Genomic DNA, 16,821 nt, shown 5'->3' on the forward strand with positions numbered 1-16,821 from the left:
CCGCGGCCTCTCGGTTTAGCCGCGCCGTCTCGGAGTACCGGATCGCCCGCCTTCGCGGGCGATGACAGCGAGGGTTAGGAGGCCGCGAGCGACCCTCACACCGCCCCCTTCGCGTCCTGGATTGCGCGCCAGACGCGCTCCGGGGTCAACGGCATGTCGATGTGCTTGATGCCGTAGTCGGAGAGTGCATCGACCACCGCATTCACCACCGTCGACATGCTGCCGGCGCAGCCGGCTTCGCCGCAGCCCTTGGTGCCCAAGGGGTTGCTCTTGGCCGGCACGGGGTGGTCGCCGACCGTCATGTTTGGCACGTCCTCCGCGCGCGGCAGCGCGTAGTCCATCAGCGAGCCCGTGATCGGCTGGCCGCTCTCGTCATAACGGATCTGCTCCATCAGCGCCTGGCCGATGCCCTGGACGACGCCGCCATGGAGCTGGCCCGCGACCAGCATCGGGTTGATCACCGTGCCGAAATCGTTCACGGCGCTGTAGCGCACGATCTGAACCACGCCGGTGTCCGGATCGATCTCGACCTCGGCGACGTGGCAGCCGTTCGGGAAGGCCGACGGCACCGGCTCGCTGGTGTGATCGACGTCGAGCGTATCGGGCACGCCGTCCGGCACCTTGCCGTCATGCAGGCGCTTGGCGAGCTCCATGATGTCGATGCTGCGATCGGTGCCGGCGATGGTGAAGCTGCCGCCTTCGAACTCGATGTCGGCTTCGGACGCTTCCATCATATGCGCCGCGGCGCGCTTGCCCTTCTCGATCACGAGCTTGGAAGCCTCCACGATCGCCATGCCGGTCGCGGTGATCGAGCGCGAGCCGCCGGTGCCGTTGCCGGTGTGGACGATGTCGCTGTCGCCCTGCACCAGCTTGACGCTCTCGAAGGGCACGCCGAGCTGCGCGCACAGCACCTGCGCGAACGGGGTCGCATGACCCTGGCCGTAATCGAGCGTACCGGTGATGAGCTGCACGCTGCCATCAGGGTCGAACACGATCTTGCCGAGCTCGGCGCTCGGCGGCGCGGTGACCTCGAGATAGGAGCCGACCGCGATGCCGCGCAGCTTGCCGGCCTTCTTGCTCTCCTTCTTGCGCTTGGCGAAATTCTCATGGTCGGAGATTTCGAGCGCCTTGTTGAACACCGCCTGGAAGTCGCCGCTGTCATAGGTGACGCCGGAGGAGGCCGGGAACGGCATCTGGTTCGGCTTGATGAAGTTGCGCTTGCGCAGGGTCAGCCGGTTGATGCCCATTTCGTCGGCGGCACGGTCGATCAGCCGCTCCATGTAATAGTTCGCCTCGGGCCGGCCGGCACCGCGATACGCGCCCATCAGTGTGGTGTTGGTCAAGACCGTCTTGATGTCGATGCCCATCAGCGGCGTGCGATAGACGCTGGAAAAGTTCTTGCCGGTGTTGAGCGAGAGCGGGCCGGGTGCAACGCCGGTGATGTAGGCGCCGAGATTGCCGTAGCCTTCGAGCTTGGCCGCCAAGAAATGTCCCTCGGCATCGAGCGCAAGCTCGGCATGGATCTTTTGGGCGCGGCCATGGCTGTCGGACAGGAAGCTGGTCGAGCGCTCGTCGAGCCACTTCACCGGGCGACCAAGTGCCTTCGCCGCGTACAGGATGCACATGTATTCGGGATAGTTGATGTTCTTCATCCCGAAGGAGCCGCCGACATTGGCGGTGAGAATGCGCACCTTCTCGTTCGGCACTTTCAGGTTCTTGGCGAGATTGGCGCGGTTGCCCGCCACCCCCTGCGTCGGCACCTGGAGAGTGTAGCGCTCGGCCTTCTTGTCATAGGAGGCAAGTCCCACGCGCGGCTCCATCGACACCACGGCGACACGGGTGTTCTCGATGTCGACCCTGGTCACATGGGCGGCGCTGGCGAAGGCGGCGTCGACCTTGTCCATGTCGCCATAGTGATAGTCGAGCGCGACATTGTTCGGGATGTGATCATAGAGTTGCGGCGCGCCCGGCTTGGCGGCTTCCTCAGGATCAGTCACGGCCGGCAGCGGGTCGATGTCGACTTCGACGGCCTCGGCCGCATCGCGCGCCTGGGCCAACGTCTCCGCCACCACGAAGGCGATGGGATCGCCGACGAAGCGGACCTTGTCGGTCGCCAGCGGCTGGCGGTTGGTCTGGAGCAGGGGCGAGCCGTCACGGCTCTTCAGCGGCAGGCCGCAGGTGAAGGGACCATAGCCGGCGGCATCGAGGTCGGTTCCGGTCCATACCCCCAGCACGCCCGGCAGCGCCTTGGCGGCGTCGGTGTTGATGCCGCGAATGACGCCATGGGCATGGGTCGAGCGGACGACCACGGCATGGGCTTGGCCGGGCAGGTTGAAATCGTCGGTGTAGCGGCCCTTGCCGCGCACCAGGGTGTCGTCCTCCTTGCGGCGGACCGGCTGCCCGACGCCATATTTTTGCAGCGCGATAGCGTTTTCGAGCGTGGATGATTTGGTGTGTTCTTGCATGGAAATGACCTGAAAAGCCGGCAATTGCGCGTTTTGTGGGCGCTTCGGGGACCGGATCCCTTCAAATAACCCACCGACCCGTTCACGACAACGCACGAATGGGCATGGTCCCATGTGATGCGTTGTTGCGCAGGCCTGCCGCGCTGCTAATGTTTCAGGCGAAAAAGCAATTCCAGATCGGCCCAACCGGCCGCGGAAAGACAGTTTGTATGAATGACCACACGCGGCTCCGCGATGGCCATGTGCCGCACGGTGAGCTCGAGGGGTCGATGGCGGCGGTGGCATTCGCCGCCGAACCGGCCGTCCCCGCGCAGGCGGCGGGAACCGGCGTCTATGCGGCGCTGGACCTCGGCACCAACAATTGCAGGCTCCTGATCGCCTGTCCGACCGACGACGGCTTTCGCGTGGTCGATTCCTTCTCGCGCATCATCCGGCTCGGCGAGGGGGTCTCGGCGACCGGCTGCATCAGCGAGGCCGCGATCGAGCGCGCCATCGTGGCGCTCAGCATCTGCCGGGACAAGATCAATCTGCGGAAAGCGCGGCGGCTGCGGCTGATCGCCACCGAAGCCTGTCGCGCGGCCTCGAACGCGGAAGGCTTTCGCAGCCGCGTCGCGGCCGAGACCGGGATCGAGCTCGAGGTGATCAACCGCGAGACCGAGGCTGCACTCGCCGTGCTCGGCTGCGCGCCGCTTGTCGACCAGAGAGGACGTGGTGCGATCCTGTTCGACATCGGCGGCGGCTCGACCGAGCTGGTGCGCATTGAGCGCGATCCGACGGGGGAGGATCCGGAGCCGCGGATAAAGGGCTGGATGTCGATCCCACTCGGCGTGGTCACGCTCGCCGAGCAGTTCGGCGGCCGTAACGTGACGCCGGAGATTTATGCCGCGATGGAGCAGGAGGTCGCGAATCATGTCGCGCCGTTTGCCGAGGAGCATGGCCGCGATCTCGCCGACACGCATCTCTTGGGTACGTCAGGCACCGTGACGACGCTTGCCGGCATTCATCTCAACCTCGTGCGATATGACCGCCGCCGCATCGACAGCATCTGGATGAACGATACCGACATCACCGCGACCATCAGCAAGCTGCTCGGCATGAGCTACGAGGAGCGCGCGGCCAACAGCTGTATCAGCTTCGAGCGCGCCGATCTCGTGCTCGCCGGCTGCGCCATTCTCGACGCGATCCGCCGCGCCTTTCCACTGCCGCGCCTGCGCGTCGCCGACCGGGGCCTGCGCGAGGGCATGCTGGTCGAGATGATGCGCGAGGACGGCGCGCTCAGGAGCTGGTGAGATGGCCAAGGACACCACCGGCCGCTTGCACGTCCAGGTCAAGACCGGCGGCAAGCGCAAATTGTCGTCAAAGCTCTGGCTGGAACGGCAGCTCAACGATCCCTATGTCGTCAAGGCCAAGGCGCTGGGCTATCGCTCGCGCGCGGCGTTCAAGCTGCTCGAGATCGACGACAAGTTTCGCCTGCTGAAGCCTGGCATGGCCGTGGTCGACCTCGGCGCGGCGCCCGGCGGCTGGAGCCAGATCGCGGCCAAGCGCGTCGGTTCCGTCGACGGCAAGGGCAAGGTCGTCGCGATCGATCTGTTGGAGATGCCGGAGATTCCCGGCGTCGAGTTCGCGCAGCTCGATTTCATGAGCAATGACGCACCGGACAAGCTCAACGCCATGCTCGGCGGCGGCGCCGACGTCGTGATGTCCGACATGGCCGCCAACACCACCGGCCATCGCAAGACCGACCAGCTCCGCATCGTCGGCCTGATCGAGACCGCAGCTGCCTTTGCCTGCGACGTGCTGAAGCCGGGCGGGGCGTTTCTGGCCAAGACTTTCCAGAGCGGCGCCGACGCCGAACTGCTCGCCCAGCTCAAGCGCGATTTTGCGACGGTGCGCCACGTCAAGCCTGCCGCCAGCCGGCAGGACTCGTCGGAGCGTTACGTGCTCGCGACGGGATTCCGGGGCGGCTCGCAATGACGCGGTGGGGCACTACCCCAGCCGCTGATCCCGCGCGTCCTGGGTATCCTCCGTCGCCGTCTTGACGGCGGCACTCGCCGCGCTCTTCGCCGCACCCTTGCGGCTCGCGATCTCCACCGCCTTGCGGCCGGAGATCTCGTGGCCGGCGTCGTCCGGCATCTGCCAGAAGAACCAGCTCGATGCCGCCGAGGTCAGCGCGACCACGACGAAGGCCGGCGCGAACACGGTGGCGTTGAGCTCGCTGACGTGGCTGAGCCACATCGTCGTCTCCACCGACGCGGCGCCGACGGCGACGCCGGCGGAGACCGCGAGCTGCTGGTTGACACTGACGAGCGTGGTGGCGCGGCTCATCTGCGCGGTCTCGACCTCTGCATAGGCAACCGTATTGATCGCGGTGAACTCGAGCGAACGGAAGAAGCCGCCCACCACCAGGATGATCATGATGATGAGCAGCGGCGTCGTCACCGTGAAGAGCGCACAGGCGGCGAGGAAAACCGCGCTGATGATCGCGTTCACCGTCATCAGGTTGCGGAAGCCGAAGGCGCGGATGATGCGCGCGGCGAGCGCCTTCATGCCCATGGCGCCGAGCGAAGAGCCAAACGTGACGAGGCCGGACTTGAACGGCGACAGGCCGAAGCCGATCTGCATCAGCAGCGGCAACAGGAACGGCAGCGCGCCGATGCCGAGCCGGAACAGGAAACCGCCCAAAATGGCCGCGCGCAGTGTCGGCAGCTTCAGCAGCGTAAAGTCCAGCACTGGCGATCCCGTCCGCCGGGCGTGAAGGACATACAGCGTCATCGAGATCGATCCACCCGCGACCAGGGCGACGATCGTGCTCCACGGCAACAGATTGAGGCCGGCAACCGACAGCCCGAACGCGATGCCGGCGAGCCCGATTCCCGCGAGCACCATGCCGTAGAGATCGAACGGCTCTCGTTCCTCGCTCTTGATCGGATCGATGAAACGGAGCGCCATGAAGATGCCGAGCAGCCCGATCGGGATGTTGATCAGGAAGATCCAGTGCCAGGACGCGTAGGTGGTGATGAAGCCGCCGAGCGGCGGCCCGATCACGGGACCGATGAGGGCAGGGACCGTCACCCAGGCCATGGCATTGACCAGCGCGCTCTTGTCGACCGAGCGCAGCAGCACGAGGCGTCCGACCGGGGTCATCATCGCCCCGCCCATGCCCTGGAGGATGCGTGCGAACACGAAATCGGTGACCGACGTCGAGAGCGCGCAGCCGACCGAGCCGACCATGAACACGCCGACTGCGATCGCGAACACCATCCGCGCGCCGAACCTGTCGGCGGTCCAGCCGCTCGCCGGGATGAACACCGCGAGCGACAGCAGATAGGAGGTGATCGCGAGCTTGAGCGTCAGCGGACTGGTACCGATGTCGGCCGCAATCGCCGGCAGCGAGGTGGCGATCACCGTCGAGTCCATGTTCTCCATGAACAGGGCGGTGGCCACGATCAGCGGAATGACGCGTTGCTTGTCGAGCATGACAGATTGGTAATGGAAATCAGAAGGAAGGGTGGAGTCGCGGCTTATCACCGCCACTGAGCCGGGACCATTGTGGATCGATGCATAGCACCTAAATCCTGCGTAACAACGGTGTGACCCCAAAGCGGTTGCACCGGATGCCGGAGATCCCATGATGATCTACATCCTTGCCACGCTTCTGCCGCCGATCGGGCTGCTCCTGAACGGGCAGCCGTTTTCGGCGATCTTCAACCTCGCGCTGTGCGTCGTCTGTTTGATCTTCGGCCTGGTCTTCCACGTCCTGCTGCTGGTGCCGTCGGCCCATGCCCTCATCGCGGTGCACATGAAGCGGGAGGATCGGCGGCACCGGGAGGTCGTCGACGCGATCCGCCGGCACGGCCCGCCGCCGGGCTATCCGCGCTGAATTTGCCTAAAAAGCCTGTGCATGGCTGGCCAGCGGTCCGAATTGCTTTGATTCGTCATCCGGCCGTGCTATCGACCCGCGTCAACCCCACCGATGGGCTCCGATTCGACGGCACTGCTGCAAGGCAGGCCGAGGGCGGCGCTCATCCATAGCTATTTGCGGCATGGCCGCAGGAAGGAGTTGGCATATGGCCACGGTGCAACTTCAAGGCATCCGCGAAGCCTTTACGTTCGACGACGTGCTGTTGAAGCCGGGCCTGTCGGACGTCATGCCGGGCGAAGTCGACATCCGCTCCCGCGTCACTCGCGCCATTCCGCTCAACATCCCGATCATGGCGTCCGCCATGGACACGGTCACCGAAGCCCGCATGGCGATCGCCATGGCGCAGGCAGGCGGCATCGGCGTCATCCATCGCAATTTCGACCCGGAAGGGCAGGCCGCCCAGGTCCGGCAGGTCAAGCGATACGAGTCGGGCATGGTGGTGAACCCGCTCACCATCAGCCCCGATGCTACGCTTGACGATGCGCTGAAGCTGATGAGCGATCACGGCATCTCCGGCATTCCCGTCGTCACCGGCGCAGGCAAGTCGACGCCGGGCAAGCTGGTCGGCATCCTCACCAACCGCGACGTGCGGTTCGCGACCGACCGCCAGCAAAAAGTCTCCGAGCTGATGACGCACGAAGGTCTCGTCACCGTGCGTGAGAATGTCAGCCAGGACGAGGCGAGGCGGATGCTGCACCAGCATCGCATCGAAAAGCTGCTCGTCGTCGACGACCAGTATCGCTGCGTCGGCCTGATCACCGTGAAGGACATGGAGAAGGCGGTCGCCCATCCGCTCGCCTGCAAGGACGCGCAGGGCCGCCTGCGGGTCGCCGCCGCCACCACCGTCGGCGATACCGGCTTCGAGCGCACCGAGCGGCTGATCGATGCCGGCGTCGACCTCGTCGTCGTCGACACCGCGCACGGCCATTCCCGTCACGTGCTTCACGCCGTGAACCGCATCAAGCGCCTGTCCAATTCGGTGCAGGTCGTCGCCGGCAACGTCGCGACAGCTGAGGGTACGCAGGCGCTGATCGATTCGGGCGCCGATTGCATCAAGGTCGGCATCGGCCCGGGCTCGATCTGCACCACGCGCATCGTTGCCGGCGTCGGCGTGCCGCAGCTCACCGCGATCATGGATGCGGTGGAAGCGGCAAAGAAGTCGGACATCCCCGTGATCGCCGACGGCGGCATCAAGTTCTCCGGCGACCTCGCCAAGGCGCTCGCCGCCGGCGCTGACATCGCCATGGTCGGCTCGCTGCTGGCCGGCACCGACGAGACGCCCGGCGAGGTGTTCTTGTGGCAGGGCCGCTCCTACAAGGCCTATCGCGGCATGGGTTCCGTCGGCGCGATGGCGCGCGGATCGGCCGACCGCTACTTCCAGCAGGACATCAAGGACACGCTCAAGCTCGTGCCCGAAGGCATCGAGGGCCAGGTGCCCTACAAGGGCCCGGTCGGCAACGTCATGCATCAGCTCGCCGGCGGCTTGCGTGCCGCGATGGGCTATGTCGGTGCCCGCGACCTCAACGAGCTGCATTCCAAGTCGCAGTTCGTCCGCATCACCGGCGCCGGCCTGCGCGAGAGCCACGTCCACGACGTGACCATCACACGCGAAAGCCCGAACTATCCGGGCGGGGGCTAGCCCCCGCTCTCTCCTTCGTCATGGCCGGGCTCGACCCGGCCATCCACGTCTGGCGTCTCGCCGTTTGGCTCGTGGATGCCCGGGTCAAGCCCGGGCACGACGGTGGAGAATGAGGTGTCAGCTTTCTCAAACTCGCCAGTCGACAAACGCGCGACAGCGCGTTCCCCCGCTTTTATATTGACGCGCTCCGCTCCCTCCGCTTCGCTCGCGCCGACGAAGAAACTCCGGAGGAAGCCATCATGTCCCAAGGCAAACGCATCGTTCTCGCCGCACGTCCCGTCGGTGAGCCAAAGCCGTCTGATTTCCGTATCGAGGAATTCGCAGTGCCGACGCCTGGGCAGGGCGAAGTCCTGCTGCGCACCATCTGGCTCTCGCTCGATCCCTATATGCGCGGTCGCATGAGCGACGGTCCGTCCTACGCGACGCCGGTGCCGGTGAACGGCGTGATGGAAGCCGGCACGGTCTGCGAGGTGATCGCCTCCAACAATCCGAACTTCGCCAAGGGCGACATCGTGCTTTCGCGCGCGGGCTGGCAGACCCATGCGATCTCGGACGGCAAGGGGCTCGCGAAGGTCGATCCGAAACTTGCGCCGATCTCGACGGCCGTTGGCGTGCTGGGCATGCCCGGCATGACGGCGTATACGGGCCTGCTCGACATCGGCAAGCCCCAACCCGGCGAAACCGTCGTCGTTGCCGGTGCCTCCGGCGCGGTCGGTTCTGCCGTGGGCCAGATCGCCAAGATCAAGGGCGCACGCGCGGTCGGCATCGCCGGCGGCAAGGACAAGTGCGACTACGTGGTGAAGGAGCTCGGTTTCGACGCCTGTCTCGATCACCGCGATCCCGACCTCGCGGCGAAGCTGAAGGACGCCTGTCCGAAGGGCATCGACGTCTATTTCGAGAATGTCGGCGGCGCGGTGTTCGAGGCGGTGTTCCCGCTGCTCAATCAGTTTGCGCGCGTGCCGGTCTGCGGCTTGATCGCCCATTACAACGACACCGAGGCCAAGCCGCCGAAATGGGCCGCCAGCATGATGCGCGCGACCCTGACCAAGCGGCTGACCTTCCGCGGCTTCATCGTCTCTGACTTCGCCGCTCGCCATGGCGACTTCCTGCGCGACATGTCGGGCTGGGTCCGCGACGGCAAGGTGAAATACAAGGAGTTCGTCACCGAGGGCCTGGAGAGCGCGCCCGGTGCCTTCGTGGGCCTGTTGAAGGGCGCCAATTTCGGCAAGCAGCTGGTCCGGGTCGGGCCGGACAAGGCCTAGTTGCACCTGGGCCACTCTCCGGACGGAGATGGTTAACAGGAGTCACCGATCGGCCACACCTGCCCGCAAAAGCCGCAGGTGTGACCGTCGGTTCATTGACGGGCCGGCGAAGGCATTGAATCATTGCGCATATTTCAGGTGCGATGATGTTTGAGATCGGTATTTTCTGCGTAATCCTGCTGGCTGCCGGCTATTGGGCGACCATGTTCGTCATGGGCCGTCGCGACGACGTCATCCATGGCAAGTTCGTTCACGCCGACGAGGGGCTCGCGGCGATGGCGGCGCCGCCGTCCTTTCCGAAGCGCCCGGTCCGTGCTGTGCAGCCCGCCAGGGAGACGGCGAAGCCCGTGGACAGCGCGGCCCTGCAATCGTTGCTCGCAGCGATTCAGCAGGATTTGAAGAACGTCGCGTAAGCCGCACAGTCAGACGCTGCCGCGCTCGACAAGGAAGAGTTCGACCGCAAGCCGCTGTTCGGCCGGCGGCGCACCGGCAAGGCGCGCCAGAAGCAATTCGCCCGCTGTATGCCCCACGGCCGCCGCATCGAAGGAGATGGTGGTGAGACCGGGCGTGATCTGATCCGCCACGTCGTTGTCGCCGAAGCCGAGCAGCGCAAGGTCGCGCGGGACCGACAGGCCGCGGGCGCGGGCCTCGATCAGCGCGCCGGTCGCGAGCAGATCGTTGGCGCAGAACACGGCATCGACGCGGTCGCCGCGGTCGAGCAGCGCGGTGAAGGCGGCGCGGCCATCGACGAGCCCCGTGATTTCGCCGACGCCGATCTCGTGGATGATCTCGAGCCCGAGCTCTGCCGCTGCCGCGCGAAAACCGTCGCGGCGCAGCGCACCGCGCCCAACGCTGCGTCCGATGAAGGCGACACGGCGATGCCCGGCGTCCGCAAGGCGGCGTGCCGCCATCGCGCCGGCATCCGCGTTGGAGAGGCCGACCAGCATGTCGATGGGGTCGCGCGGAAACGCCCAGGTCTCGATCACGGGAATGCCGAGCTCTTCGAGCGCGGCGCGGTTCTCCTCAAGCTCGATGACGCCGGTGAACATCACCGCGGCGGGCCGGATGCCGCGCAGCGATTGGATCATCGCGACTTCCTTGGCATAGGAGTAGGAGGTCTGGCCGACCAGCACCTCGAAAGCTTGCGGCTCGAGCGTGGCGGTGAAGCTGCGCACGGCAAGCCCGAACTGCTGGCTGAGGATGTTGGAGACGAAGGCCACCACCACATTGGACCGCCCCGAGCGCAGCGCCCGCGCATGCGGGTTGGACGCATAGCCGGTGGCCTCGATCACTTCGAGGATGCGGTCGCGGGTGTCGCGATTGACCTTCTCGGGATGGCGCAGCACCCGCGATACCGTAATCGGCGACACGCCCGCGCGCTCCGCCACCTCCTCGATGCGCGGCGGCCGCCCGGTCGCGCTGGTGCGGCCGGGCGGCGCCGGAATGCGCACCACGTCGTCGTAAGTCGGCTTCACCGGATCGGCCATCGAATCCCTGGAGAGAGCGACGTGGGGTTAGAGCATGGTGAAATCAGATCGGATTGCAACCGCCGCGGCGGTGCGCTCCCTCTCCCGCTTGCGGGGGAGGGTTGGGGTGGGGGTATCTCCGCGATGAAGATACTCCCCGTATGGAGAGAGCCCCCACCCGCCGCGCTCCGGACGATGCTTCGCATCGCTCGGCGCGCGTCGATCTCTCCCGCAAGCGGGAGAGGTGCAGCGAGTGTGCGGCGCGAGTTCATCGCGCCGACACCTCGTCGCGGGATAGCGCGCGGCCGACCTGGACCAGGCAGTCGCCGCTCTGGCTGTCGGTGTGCAGGCGTTGCGAGATCACGATGCCGTCGGCCGGGAAGCGCAGCACCTCTTCCGTCAGCTCCGGGCGCTCGAAATCATGATACCAGCCGGCGACATCGCCGGCCTTGACCCGCGCGCCGACCATGACCGCCGGCTCGAACCAGCCGCGCCGCGTCGCGAACACCGCCTGCGCATGGCTTTGCAGCGCCAGCAACTCGGTGGCGCGTTCGACCGGCGCGTGAGGCCCCAGCACCGGTGCCTGGACGACGCCGAGCGCGAGCAGCAGCCGATCGACGGCGCGTGCCGTGAGCGCCATCGTCTGCGGCGTGACGGTGCCGCCGCCGCCGAATTCGCCTGACAACCCGATCGCGCCCGCGCGCGCGGCGGCCGCCATCGAGGTTGGCGCGGATGCACCATTCTCGGCGACGAAGGCGAAGGGCATGCCCAGTCCCTCCATCAGGCGTAGCGCTTGGCCGAACATTTCGGGCGTGCCCTGCCGCTCGATCAGCGCGCAAGGCACATGCGCCATCGAGGTGCCGCCGGAGTGAATGTCGAAGACGATTTCGTGACGCGGAAACAGCTCATGCTCGAGAAAGTGCGCCAGACGAAACGTCGGCGTTCCCCCGGCATCGCCGGGGAAGGCGCGGTTGAGATTGCCCTCGTCGAGCGGCGAGCGGCGGCGGGCCGCCATCACCGCCGGCAGATTGGCGAAGGGCAGGATCGTGATCTCGCCCTTGACCGCCGCCGCATCGAGCCGGCGATACAGACGCGTCAGCGTGATCTCGCCCTCATATTCGTCGCCGTGATTGCCCGCCATCAAGAGAAGTTTTGGGCCGGCGCCGTTCTTGATCCGGAAGATCGGAATCTTGAGCTGGTAGTAGGGGGAGCGATCGATCGAGAAGGGAATACCGAGATGGCCGGACCATTTCTGGTCCTTCTCGAAATCGATCTCGTGGAAAAGTCCGGTATGCATGGCTTGCCTCGGGGCCGCGTCGTTGTCGACGCCGGCCGAAGGTTGAAAGGATGGCGGCGCCTTTAGAGCAGGGCGACCGCGGTCATCTCGACGCGAAGGTCGGGATCGGCGAGGCGGGCTTCGACGCAGGCGCGCGCCGGCGGATTGGCCGGATCGATCCAGGCGTCATAGACCGAGTTCATGGTGTCGAAGTCGGTGATGTGCGGCAGGAAGACGTTGACCGCGACCAGCCTGGAGCGGTCGGAGCCGGCTTCCTTCAACAGCGCATCGATCTTGGCGAGCACCTGCTGGGTCTGCGAAACAATGCCCGCCTTGCGGTCGTCCGGGACCTGGCCGGCGATGTGCACCATGCCGCCGCCGGCGACGGCCTGGCTCATACGTGGGCCGACGACGTAACGTTTGATCATTCGAATTCTCCTTGTGAAGGTGGCTCCCGCGTGACGCGGGGGCCTGTCTGAAACTCACAGCGTCGGCAGCGACTGCTCTTCCTTGAACCACTTCAATTGCAGCGCGCCGAGCTTGCCGTTGAGCTTGTTGGTAAAGACGTCGGTGTTGATCCAGTTGAGCAGGTTCTGCTCACCCTGGCGTACGCCGACATGGGCCGGCGACTGACGGATCAGGAATTTCAGCTCGACCTCCTTGGTCGGGTTCTGCTCCTGCACCTTCAGCGCGATCGCGCTGTTCTCCGCAAACGTGTCGGCCTGGCCGGCCAGATAGGCGGCGAGGGCCGCCGGTGTGTCCTCGAAACGCACCAGCTTCACCTTCGGTGCGTTGTCGGTGAGCCAGATGTCCAGCGTCGAGCCCTTCGCGACGGCGACGCTGCGTCCATCGAGATTGTCGGGCTTCTTGCCGGTGGCGGCGGGAAGCGATTTCGCGCCGTAGACGCCGAGATTCACCACCGCATAGGGCTGCGAGAACATCACCTGCTGGGCGCGCTCCGGCGTGGCGCCGAGACCCGCGATCAGCAGGTCGATCTTGTCCGAGAGCAGGCTCGGGATGCGCGCCGCGCCCGTCACCGGCACGAGCTCGAGCTTCACGCCCATGTCGGCGGCGATCAGCCGGGCGAGATCGGCGTCGAGACCTGCGATCTCGCCCTTGTCGTCCTTGAAACCCCACGGCGCGGCATCGGTGAGGATGCCGACGCGCAGCTTGCCCGAGCCGAGCACGTCCTGGAGCTTGTCGGCCTTGGCGAGGTTCGGTGCGGCGAGAACGGCAAGCGCCGCGGCTGCGATGGTGAAGAGGGACTTCAACTTTCTCATGGCTCTCTCCTGGTGGCGGATTTGGTGGACGATGTTCATTTCGAGGACGCGATGAAGTTTGCGAGCTCCGGCGTCTCGGGGCTTGCGAACAGTTTTGCCGGCGGGCCCTGTTCCCAGACGCGGCCCTGGTGCATGAAGACGATGCGGTTGGCGACGTTGCGGGCAAAGCCCATCTCGTGGGTGACCAGGATCATGGTCATGCCCTGCTTCGCCATTGCCTCCATCACCTTCAACACTTCGCCGACGAGCTCGGGGTCGAGTGCGGAGGTTACTTCGTCGAACAGCATCAGGTGAGGTGCCATCGCGAGACAACGCGCGATTGCGACGCGCTGCTGCTGACCGCCGGAGAGCTGCTCCGGCCAGGCGTCGATCTTGTCGGCGAGGCCGACGCGGGTGAGCACGTCCTCTGCGAGTGCGCGCGCCTTCGCCTTGTCGACGCGGCCGGTGAGGAGCGGGGCGAGCGTGATGTTGCGCTCGACCTTCAGATGCGGAAACAGGTTGAAGGCCTGGAACACGATGCCGACGCGCTGACGGAATTGCTTGAGGTTGGGCATCCCGGCGTGGACCCTCTCGCCCTCGACGCGGATCTCGCCGGAATCGACGCTCTCCAGCGCATTGATGCAGCGGAGCAGCGTCGACTTGCCCGAGCCGGAGCGGCCGATGATGGTGACGATCTCGCCTTCCTCGACGTCGAGCGAGACGCCCTTGAGCACCTCGACCCGGCCGAATGTCTTGTGCACGTCGCGGATTTCAACGAGAGCCATCGAGGCGGGCCTCCAGGGAACGGGACCAGAGCGTGAGCGGCAGGCACAGCGCGAAATAGATCGCGGCGACGAGCGCATAGGTGAGGAGCGGCTGGAACGTCGCCGCGCTCACCACCTGGCCCGCGCGGGCAAGCTCGACGAAGCCGAGGATCGAGGCGAGCGAGGTGCCCTTGATGAGCTGCACCAGGAAGCCGACCGTCGGCGGCAGCGACAGGCGCAGCGCCTGTGGCGCAATGATGTGACGAAATTGCTGCCAGCCCGACAGCCCGAGGCAGGCGCCGGCTTCCCATTGCGTCTGCTTCACGGCTTCCAGGCCGCCGCGCCAGATCTCACCGAGAAAGGCGGCCGTGTAGAGCGTGTAGGCCGCAGTCACCGCGACGGTCGCGGGCACCTGGATGCCCAAAAACACCGGCATGCCGAAATAGAAGAAGAACAGCAACCCGAGCAGCGGCACGCTTTGAACGACCTGGATGCTTGCGGCCATCGCCCAGCGCAAGCCCGCTAAGCGGCTGATGCGGCCCATGGCAAGCCCAAGCGCCAGCGGCGCACCGAAGGCGAGCGCGAGCACGACGAGCGCAATGGTCCAGCGCAGCGCCGCGACGAGCGAGACGAGATCGATGAAGGAGAAGGATCGCATCGCTTTCTCCCTCAGCGCCGGCGCGGCCAGCGGAAGGCCGCGGCACCAACGATGGCGAACAGCGCCTTGAACGACATCGCCATCGCGAAGTAGACGGCGCAGATCACCGCGTAGACTTCGAAGCTGCGATAGGTGCGGCTCTCGATGAAGCCCGCGACGTGGAAGAGTTCGTCGGCCGCGACCTGCGAGGCGAGCGAGGTGCCGAGCAGCAGGAGGACGAACTGGCTGGTCACGGCCGGATAGACGTTGCGCAGCGCCGGCGGCAGCACGATGTGGCGAAAAACCTGCCAGCCGGACAGGCCGAGGCACTGGCCGGCCTCGACCTGGCTTCGCGGAATGGAATCCAGGCCCGCGCGGATGATCTCGACCGAATAGGCTCCGAAGTAGAGCGAGAGGGCGACGGCGGCGGCCTCGAAGGCCGGCAGCTTCAGGCCGAAATTCGGCAGCACGAAGAAGACGATGAAGATCTGGATCAGCGACGGCGTGTTGCGGAACAGCTCGATGTAGGCGCGCACGAGCCAGCGCAGCGGCGTGATGCGGCCCTTCAGCGCGACCGCGCCGGCGACGCCGATCAGAAGCCCGAACAGTGCTGCGATCACGGTCAGTTTGAGCGTGACGATGGCCCCGTCGATGAGCTGGTTCTGATAGCGCCACAGCGGCAGAAAATTCATGGTGCCCACTCTCAGCCGAACTGGGTGGGGAGGGCGCGCGTGACGATGCCACCGGCGTCGAGGCCGAGGATCACGCGCCAGCGATCGAGACACGTGCAGGGATGCGAGATGCCGAAGGCGATGATGTCGCCGACCGCAAGCGCGCTATCGGGCGCGAGCGACAGGAACGCGTGCTGGTCGTTGAGGCGCGTCACCGACAGTGTCGCTACGAGGCCCTGCTGCTCGACGCCGTCGCGGAAAACGCGCAAGGGCACCGGCAGTCCCTGGTCGAAGGAGGCATCGCGCATGCCGAAGCCTGCGATCGCAAGCCCGGTCTCGGGCCGCGACAGCACCTCGGCCCACAGTGTCAGCGCGGGGCGGAAGCTTTCGGCCGCGGAGTGTCGCGTTCCGTTGATGACGAGACCGCCGCGCCGGTCGATCTCGGCGAAGGCGCGCGCATAGATGCCGTGATCGGCAAAGAACAGCGCGCCGGAGCGCAGAATCACGCTGGCATTGCGGTCAGCCTGCGCGACCGGCGTGAGCGCCCGCGCCACGACATCGAAATAGGCCGATCCGCCCGCGCTGATGATCAGCTTGCGGCGCGGGGCAGCAGTGCGCACCAGCGCAAAAGTCTCGATGGTGCGTTCCATCAGCGCCGCGATCGCCCGCATGGTCTCGTCGGTATCGGGTGTTGCGGCTGCGCCCTCGTAGGTGGCGACGCCGCCGAGCTCCAGCCGATCGGCGGCGCGCACGGCTGCGATGGTCGCCTCAATCGCGGCGCGATCGCGCGCGCCGGCCCGGCCTGCGCCGAGCTCGACCAGCACGGACAATTCGTTGCGGCCCGCAACCCGCGCCGCCTCCGCCAGTGCTGCGACCGCGGCCGGCGAATCCGCGAAGGCGTGAAATTCGACATCGGGGCACGCGCCGAGGAGCGTGCCGAGCCGCCGGCCGGCCGCAAGCCCGCCGATCTCGTTGGCCAGCAGCAAGCGACGCTCGCCATGGCTAAGCAGCACCGCGGCCTGCTGGACGTTGGCGACCGTTGTGCCCCAGGCGCCGGCCGCGCGCAGCGAACGCGCGAGCTCCGGCGACATCGGCGTCTTGGCATGGGGCGCGACGGTGACGCCGGCGCTCTCGCACCATTGCAGGAAAAGGTCGCGATTGGCCGCGAAAACGGCTTCGTCGAGGGTGAGGGCGGGGAGGGCAAGATCGCCCTGCGCCGGTGACCAGCGCTGGTTGCCGATTTCCTCGGCAGGCAGGCCGTCGACCAGGGGGATGCCGCGAATGGTCGTCGACAGGCGTTGGCTATCCCACGCGGACAAGGACTGCATCGTCGCTCCACCTGCGGCCCTCGACCGCCAGCAGCGAGGATATGGGGAAATGACAACGTTGTCATTAGCGTCTATTAGCCACTCATGGCCCAAAATCGATGCATTCAGGTATCAAGGTAAGGACGAGTGCCC

At 66.2% G+C, this 16,821-nt stretch carries 16 protein-coding genes; 6 read left to right on the top strand and 10 right to left on the bottom strand.

All coding sequences use genetic code 11. The features are described from left to right. Positions 1-95 precede the first annotated feature (95 nt). On the bottom strand, positions 96-2,465 hold the full coding sequence (locus IVB18_RS22115) for a xanthine dehydrogenase family protein molybdopterin-binding subunit (RefSeq protein ID WP_247991066.1): 2,370 nt from the start codon (positions 2,463-2,465) through the stop codon (positions 96-98). A 209-nt stretch (positions 2,466-2,674) separates the two neighbouring features. Between IVB18_RS22115 and IVB18_RS22120 the strand changes: the two genes are divergently transcribed. Both IVB18_RS22120 and IVB18_RS22125 read left to right on the top strand, forming a co-directional pair. After that, positions 2,675-3,754 (top strand): Ppx/GppA phosphatase family protein, encoded by a 1,080-nt coding sequence (locus IVB18_RS22120; protein ID WP_247991067.1) that lies wholly within the window; start codon positions 2,675-2,677, stop codon positions 3,752-3,754. 1 nt (position 3,755) lies between these two features. Next, a complete protein-coding gene (locus IVB18_RS22125; RefSeq protein ID WP_247991068.1) occupies positions 3,756-4,439 on the top strand; it encodes an RlmE family RNA methyltransferase in 684 nt (227 codons plus the stop codon). Between the two features lie 12 nt (positions 4,440-4,451). Here IVB18_RS22125 and IVB18_RS22130 read toward each other — a convergent pair whose 3' ends face one another. Further along, complete coding sequence (locus IVB18_RS22130) at positions 4,452-5,942, bottom strand: MFS transporter (protein WP_247991069.1); 1,491 nt, start codon at positions 5,940-5,942, stop codon at positions 4,452-4,454. Positions 5,943-6,096: 154 nt separating this feature from the next. On the opposite strand from IVB18_RS22130, the gene IVB18_RS22135 reads away from it, so the two are divergent. The 4 genes from IVB18_RS22135 (at position 6,097) to IVB18_RS22150 (ending at position 9,701) form a co-directional block, all read left to right on the top strand. Further along, positions 6,097-6,345 carry a hypothetical protein gene (locus IVB18_RS22135; RefSeq protein ID WP_247991698.1) on the top strand — a complete coding sequence of 83 codons (249 nt, stop codon included), beginning with the start codon at positions 6,097-6,099 and terminating at the stop codon, positions 6,343-6,345. A gap of 187 nt (positions 6,346-6,532) precedes the next feature. Further along, positions 6,533-8,026 (top strand): IMP dehydrogenase, encoded by a 1,494-nt coding sequence (gene guaB, locus IVB18_RS22140; RefSeq protein WP_247991070.1) that lies wholly within the window; start codon positions 6,533-6,535, stop codon positions 8,024-8,026. Between the two features lie 239 nt (positions 8,027-8,265). Then, positions 8,266-9,288: an NADP-dependent oxidoreductase gene (locus IVB18_RS22145; RefSeq protein WP_247991071.1), complete on the top strand. Its 1,023-nt coding sequence runs from the start codon at positions 8,266-8,268 to the stop codon at positions 9,286-9,288. A gap of 146 nt (positions 9,289-9,434) precedes the next feature. After that, positions 9,435-9,701: a hypothetical protein gene (locus IVB18_RS22150; RefSeq protein WP_247991072.1), complete on the top strand. Its 267-nt coding sequence runs from the start codon at positions 9,435-9,437 to the stop codon at positions 9,699-9,701. 9 nt (positions 9,702-9,710) lie between these two features. Here the strand turns inward: IVB18_RS22150 and IVB18_RS22155 are convergent, their stop codons facing one another. From IVB18_RS22155 to IVB18_RS22190, 8 genes are all read right to left on the bottom strand, one after another. Next, positions 9,711-10,775: a LacI family DNA-binding transcriptional regulator gene (locus IVB18_RS22155; protein WP_247991073.1), complete on the bottom strand. Its 1,065-nt coding sequence runs from the start codon at positions 10,773-10,775 to the stop codon at positions 9,711-9,713. 247 nt (positions 10,776-11,022) lie between these two features. Continuing rightward, positions 11,023-12,051 (bottom strand): succinylglutamate desuccinylase/aspartoacylase family protein, encoded by a 1,029-nt coding sequence (locus IVB18_RS22160; protein ID WP_247991074.1) that lies wholly within the window; start codon positions 12,049-12,051, stop codon positions 11,023-11,025. 62 nt (positions 12,052-12,113) lie between these two features. Then, positions 12,114-12,458: a RidA family protein gene (locus IVB18_RS22165; RefSeq protein ID WP_247991075.1), complete on the bottom strand. Its 345-nt coding sequence runs from the start codon at positions 12,456-12,458 to the stop codon at positions 12,114-12,116. A gap of 54 nt (positions 12,459-12,512) precedes the next feature. After that, positions 12,513-13,310, bottom strand: a complete 798-nt coding sequence (locus IVB18_RS22170) for a transporter substrate-binding domain-containing protein (RefSeq protein WP_247991076.1) — start codon at positions 13,308-13,310, stop codon at positions 12,513-12,515. A 35-nt stretch (positions 13,311-13,345) separates the two neighbouring features. Next, positions 13,346-14,074 carry an amino acid ABC transporter ATP-binding protein gene (locus tag IVB18_RS22175; protein ID WP_247991077.1) on the bottom strand — a complete coding sequence of 243 codons (729 nt, stop codon included), beginning with the start codon at positions 14,072-14,074 and terminating at the stop codon, positions 13,346-13,348. After that, positions 14,061-14,711, bottom strand: a complete 651-nt coding sequence (locus IVB18_RS22180; protein WP_247991078.1) for an amino acid ABC transporter permease — start codon at positions 14,709-14,711, stop codon at positions 14,061-14,063. Before IVB18_RS22180 ends, IVB18_RS22175 begins: the two co-directional genes overlap by 14 nt. An 11-nt stretch (positions 14,712-14,722) precedes the next feature. Continuing rightward, the gene (locus IVB18_RS22185; protein ID WP_247991079.1) at positions 14,723-15,382 is read right to left on the bottom strand and encodes an amino acid ABC transporter permease; all 660 of its coding nucleotides are present in this window, start codon (positions 15,380-15,382) and stop codon (positions 14,723-14,725) included. Positions 15,383-15,393: 11 nt separating this feature from the next. After that, positions 15,394-16,689, bottom strand: a complete 1,296-nt coding sequence (locus tag IVB18_RS22190) for an amino acid deaminase (protein WP_247991080.1) — start codon at positions 16,687-16,689, stop codon at positions 15,394-15,396. Positions 16,690-16,821 lie beyond the last annotated feature (132 nt).

The sequence above is a fragment of the Bradyrhizobium sp. 186 genome (genome assembly GCF_023101685.1).
GTDB lineage: Bacteria > Pseudomonadota > Alphaproteobacteria > Rhizobiales > Xanthobacteraceae > Bradyrhizobium.

What these genes read in the sequence shown, in the direction of transcription:
- IVB18_RS22120 (WP_247991067.1), top strand. Translation starts at nt 2,675, where the DNA reads ATGAATGACCACACGCGGCTCCGCGATGGCCATGTGCCGCACGGTGAG.
- IVB18_RS22150 (WP_247991072.1), top strand. Translation starts at nt 9,435, where the DNA reads ATGTTTGAGATCGGTATTTTCTGCGTAATCCTGCTGGCTGCCGGCTAT.
- IVB18_RS22125 (WP_247991068.1), top strand. Translation starts at nt 3,756, where the DNA reads ATGGCCAAGGACACCACCGGCCGCTTGCACGTCCAGGTCAAGACCGGC.
- IVB18_RS22130 (WP_247991069.1), bottom strand. Translation starts at nt 5,942, where the DNA reads ATGCTCGACAAGCAACGCGTCATTCCGCTGATCGTGGCCACCGCCCTG.
- IVB18_RS22170 (WP_247991076.1), bottom strand. Translation starts at nt 13,310, where the DNA reads ATGAGAAAGTTGAAGTCCCTCTTCACCATCGCAGCCGCGGCGCTTGCC.
- IVB18_RS22185 (WP_247991079.1), bottom strand. Translation starts at nt 15,382, where the DNA reads ATGAATTTTCTGCCGCTGTGGCGCTATCAGAACCAGCTCATCGACGGG.
- IVB18_RS22175 (WP_247991077.1), bottom strand. Translation starts at nt 14,074, where the DNA reads ATGGCTCTCGTTGAAATCCGCGACGTGCACAAGACATTCGGCCGGGTC.
- IVB18_RS22190 (WP_247991080.1), bottom strand. Translation starts at nt 16,689, where the DNA reads ATGCAGTCCTTGTCCGCGTGGGATAGCCAACGCCTGTCGACGACCATT.
- IVB18_RS22180 (WP_247991078.1), bottom strand. Translation starts at nt 14,711, where the DNA reads ATGCGATCCTTCTCCTTCATCGATCTCGTCTCGCTCGTCGCGGCGCTG.
- IVB18_RS22165 (WP_247991075.1), bottom strand. Translation starts at nt 12,458, where the DNA reads ATGATCAAACGTTACGTCGTCGGCCCACGTATGAGCCAGGCCGTCGCC.
- IVB18_RS22145 (WP_247991071.1), top strand. Translation starts at nt 8,266, where the DNA reads ATGTCCCAAGGCAAACGCATCGTTCTCGCCGCACGTCCCGTCGGTGAG.
- IVB18_RS22155 (WP_247991073.1), bottom strand. Translation starts at nt 10,775, where the DNA reads ATGGCCGATCCGGTGAAGCCGACTTACGACGACGTGGTGCGCATTCCG.
- IVB18_RS22115 (WP_247991066.1), bottom strand. Translation starts at nt 2,465, where the DNA reads ATGCAAGAACACACCAAATCATCCACGCTCGAAAACGCTATCGCGCTG.
- guaB (WP_247991070.1), top strand. Translation starts at nt 6,533, where the DNA reads ATGGCCACGGTGCAACTTCAAGGCATCCGCGAAGCCTTTACGTTCGAC.
- IVB18_RS22135 (WP_247991698.1), top strand. Translation starts at nt 6,097, where the DNA reads ATGATCTACATCCTTGCCACGCTTCTGCCGCCGATCGGGCTGCTCCTG.
- IVB18_RS22160 (WP_247991074.1), bottom strand. Translation starts at nt 12,051, where the DNA reads ATGCATACCGGACTTTTCCACGAGATCGATTTCGAGAAGGACCAGAAA.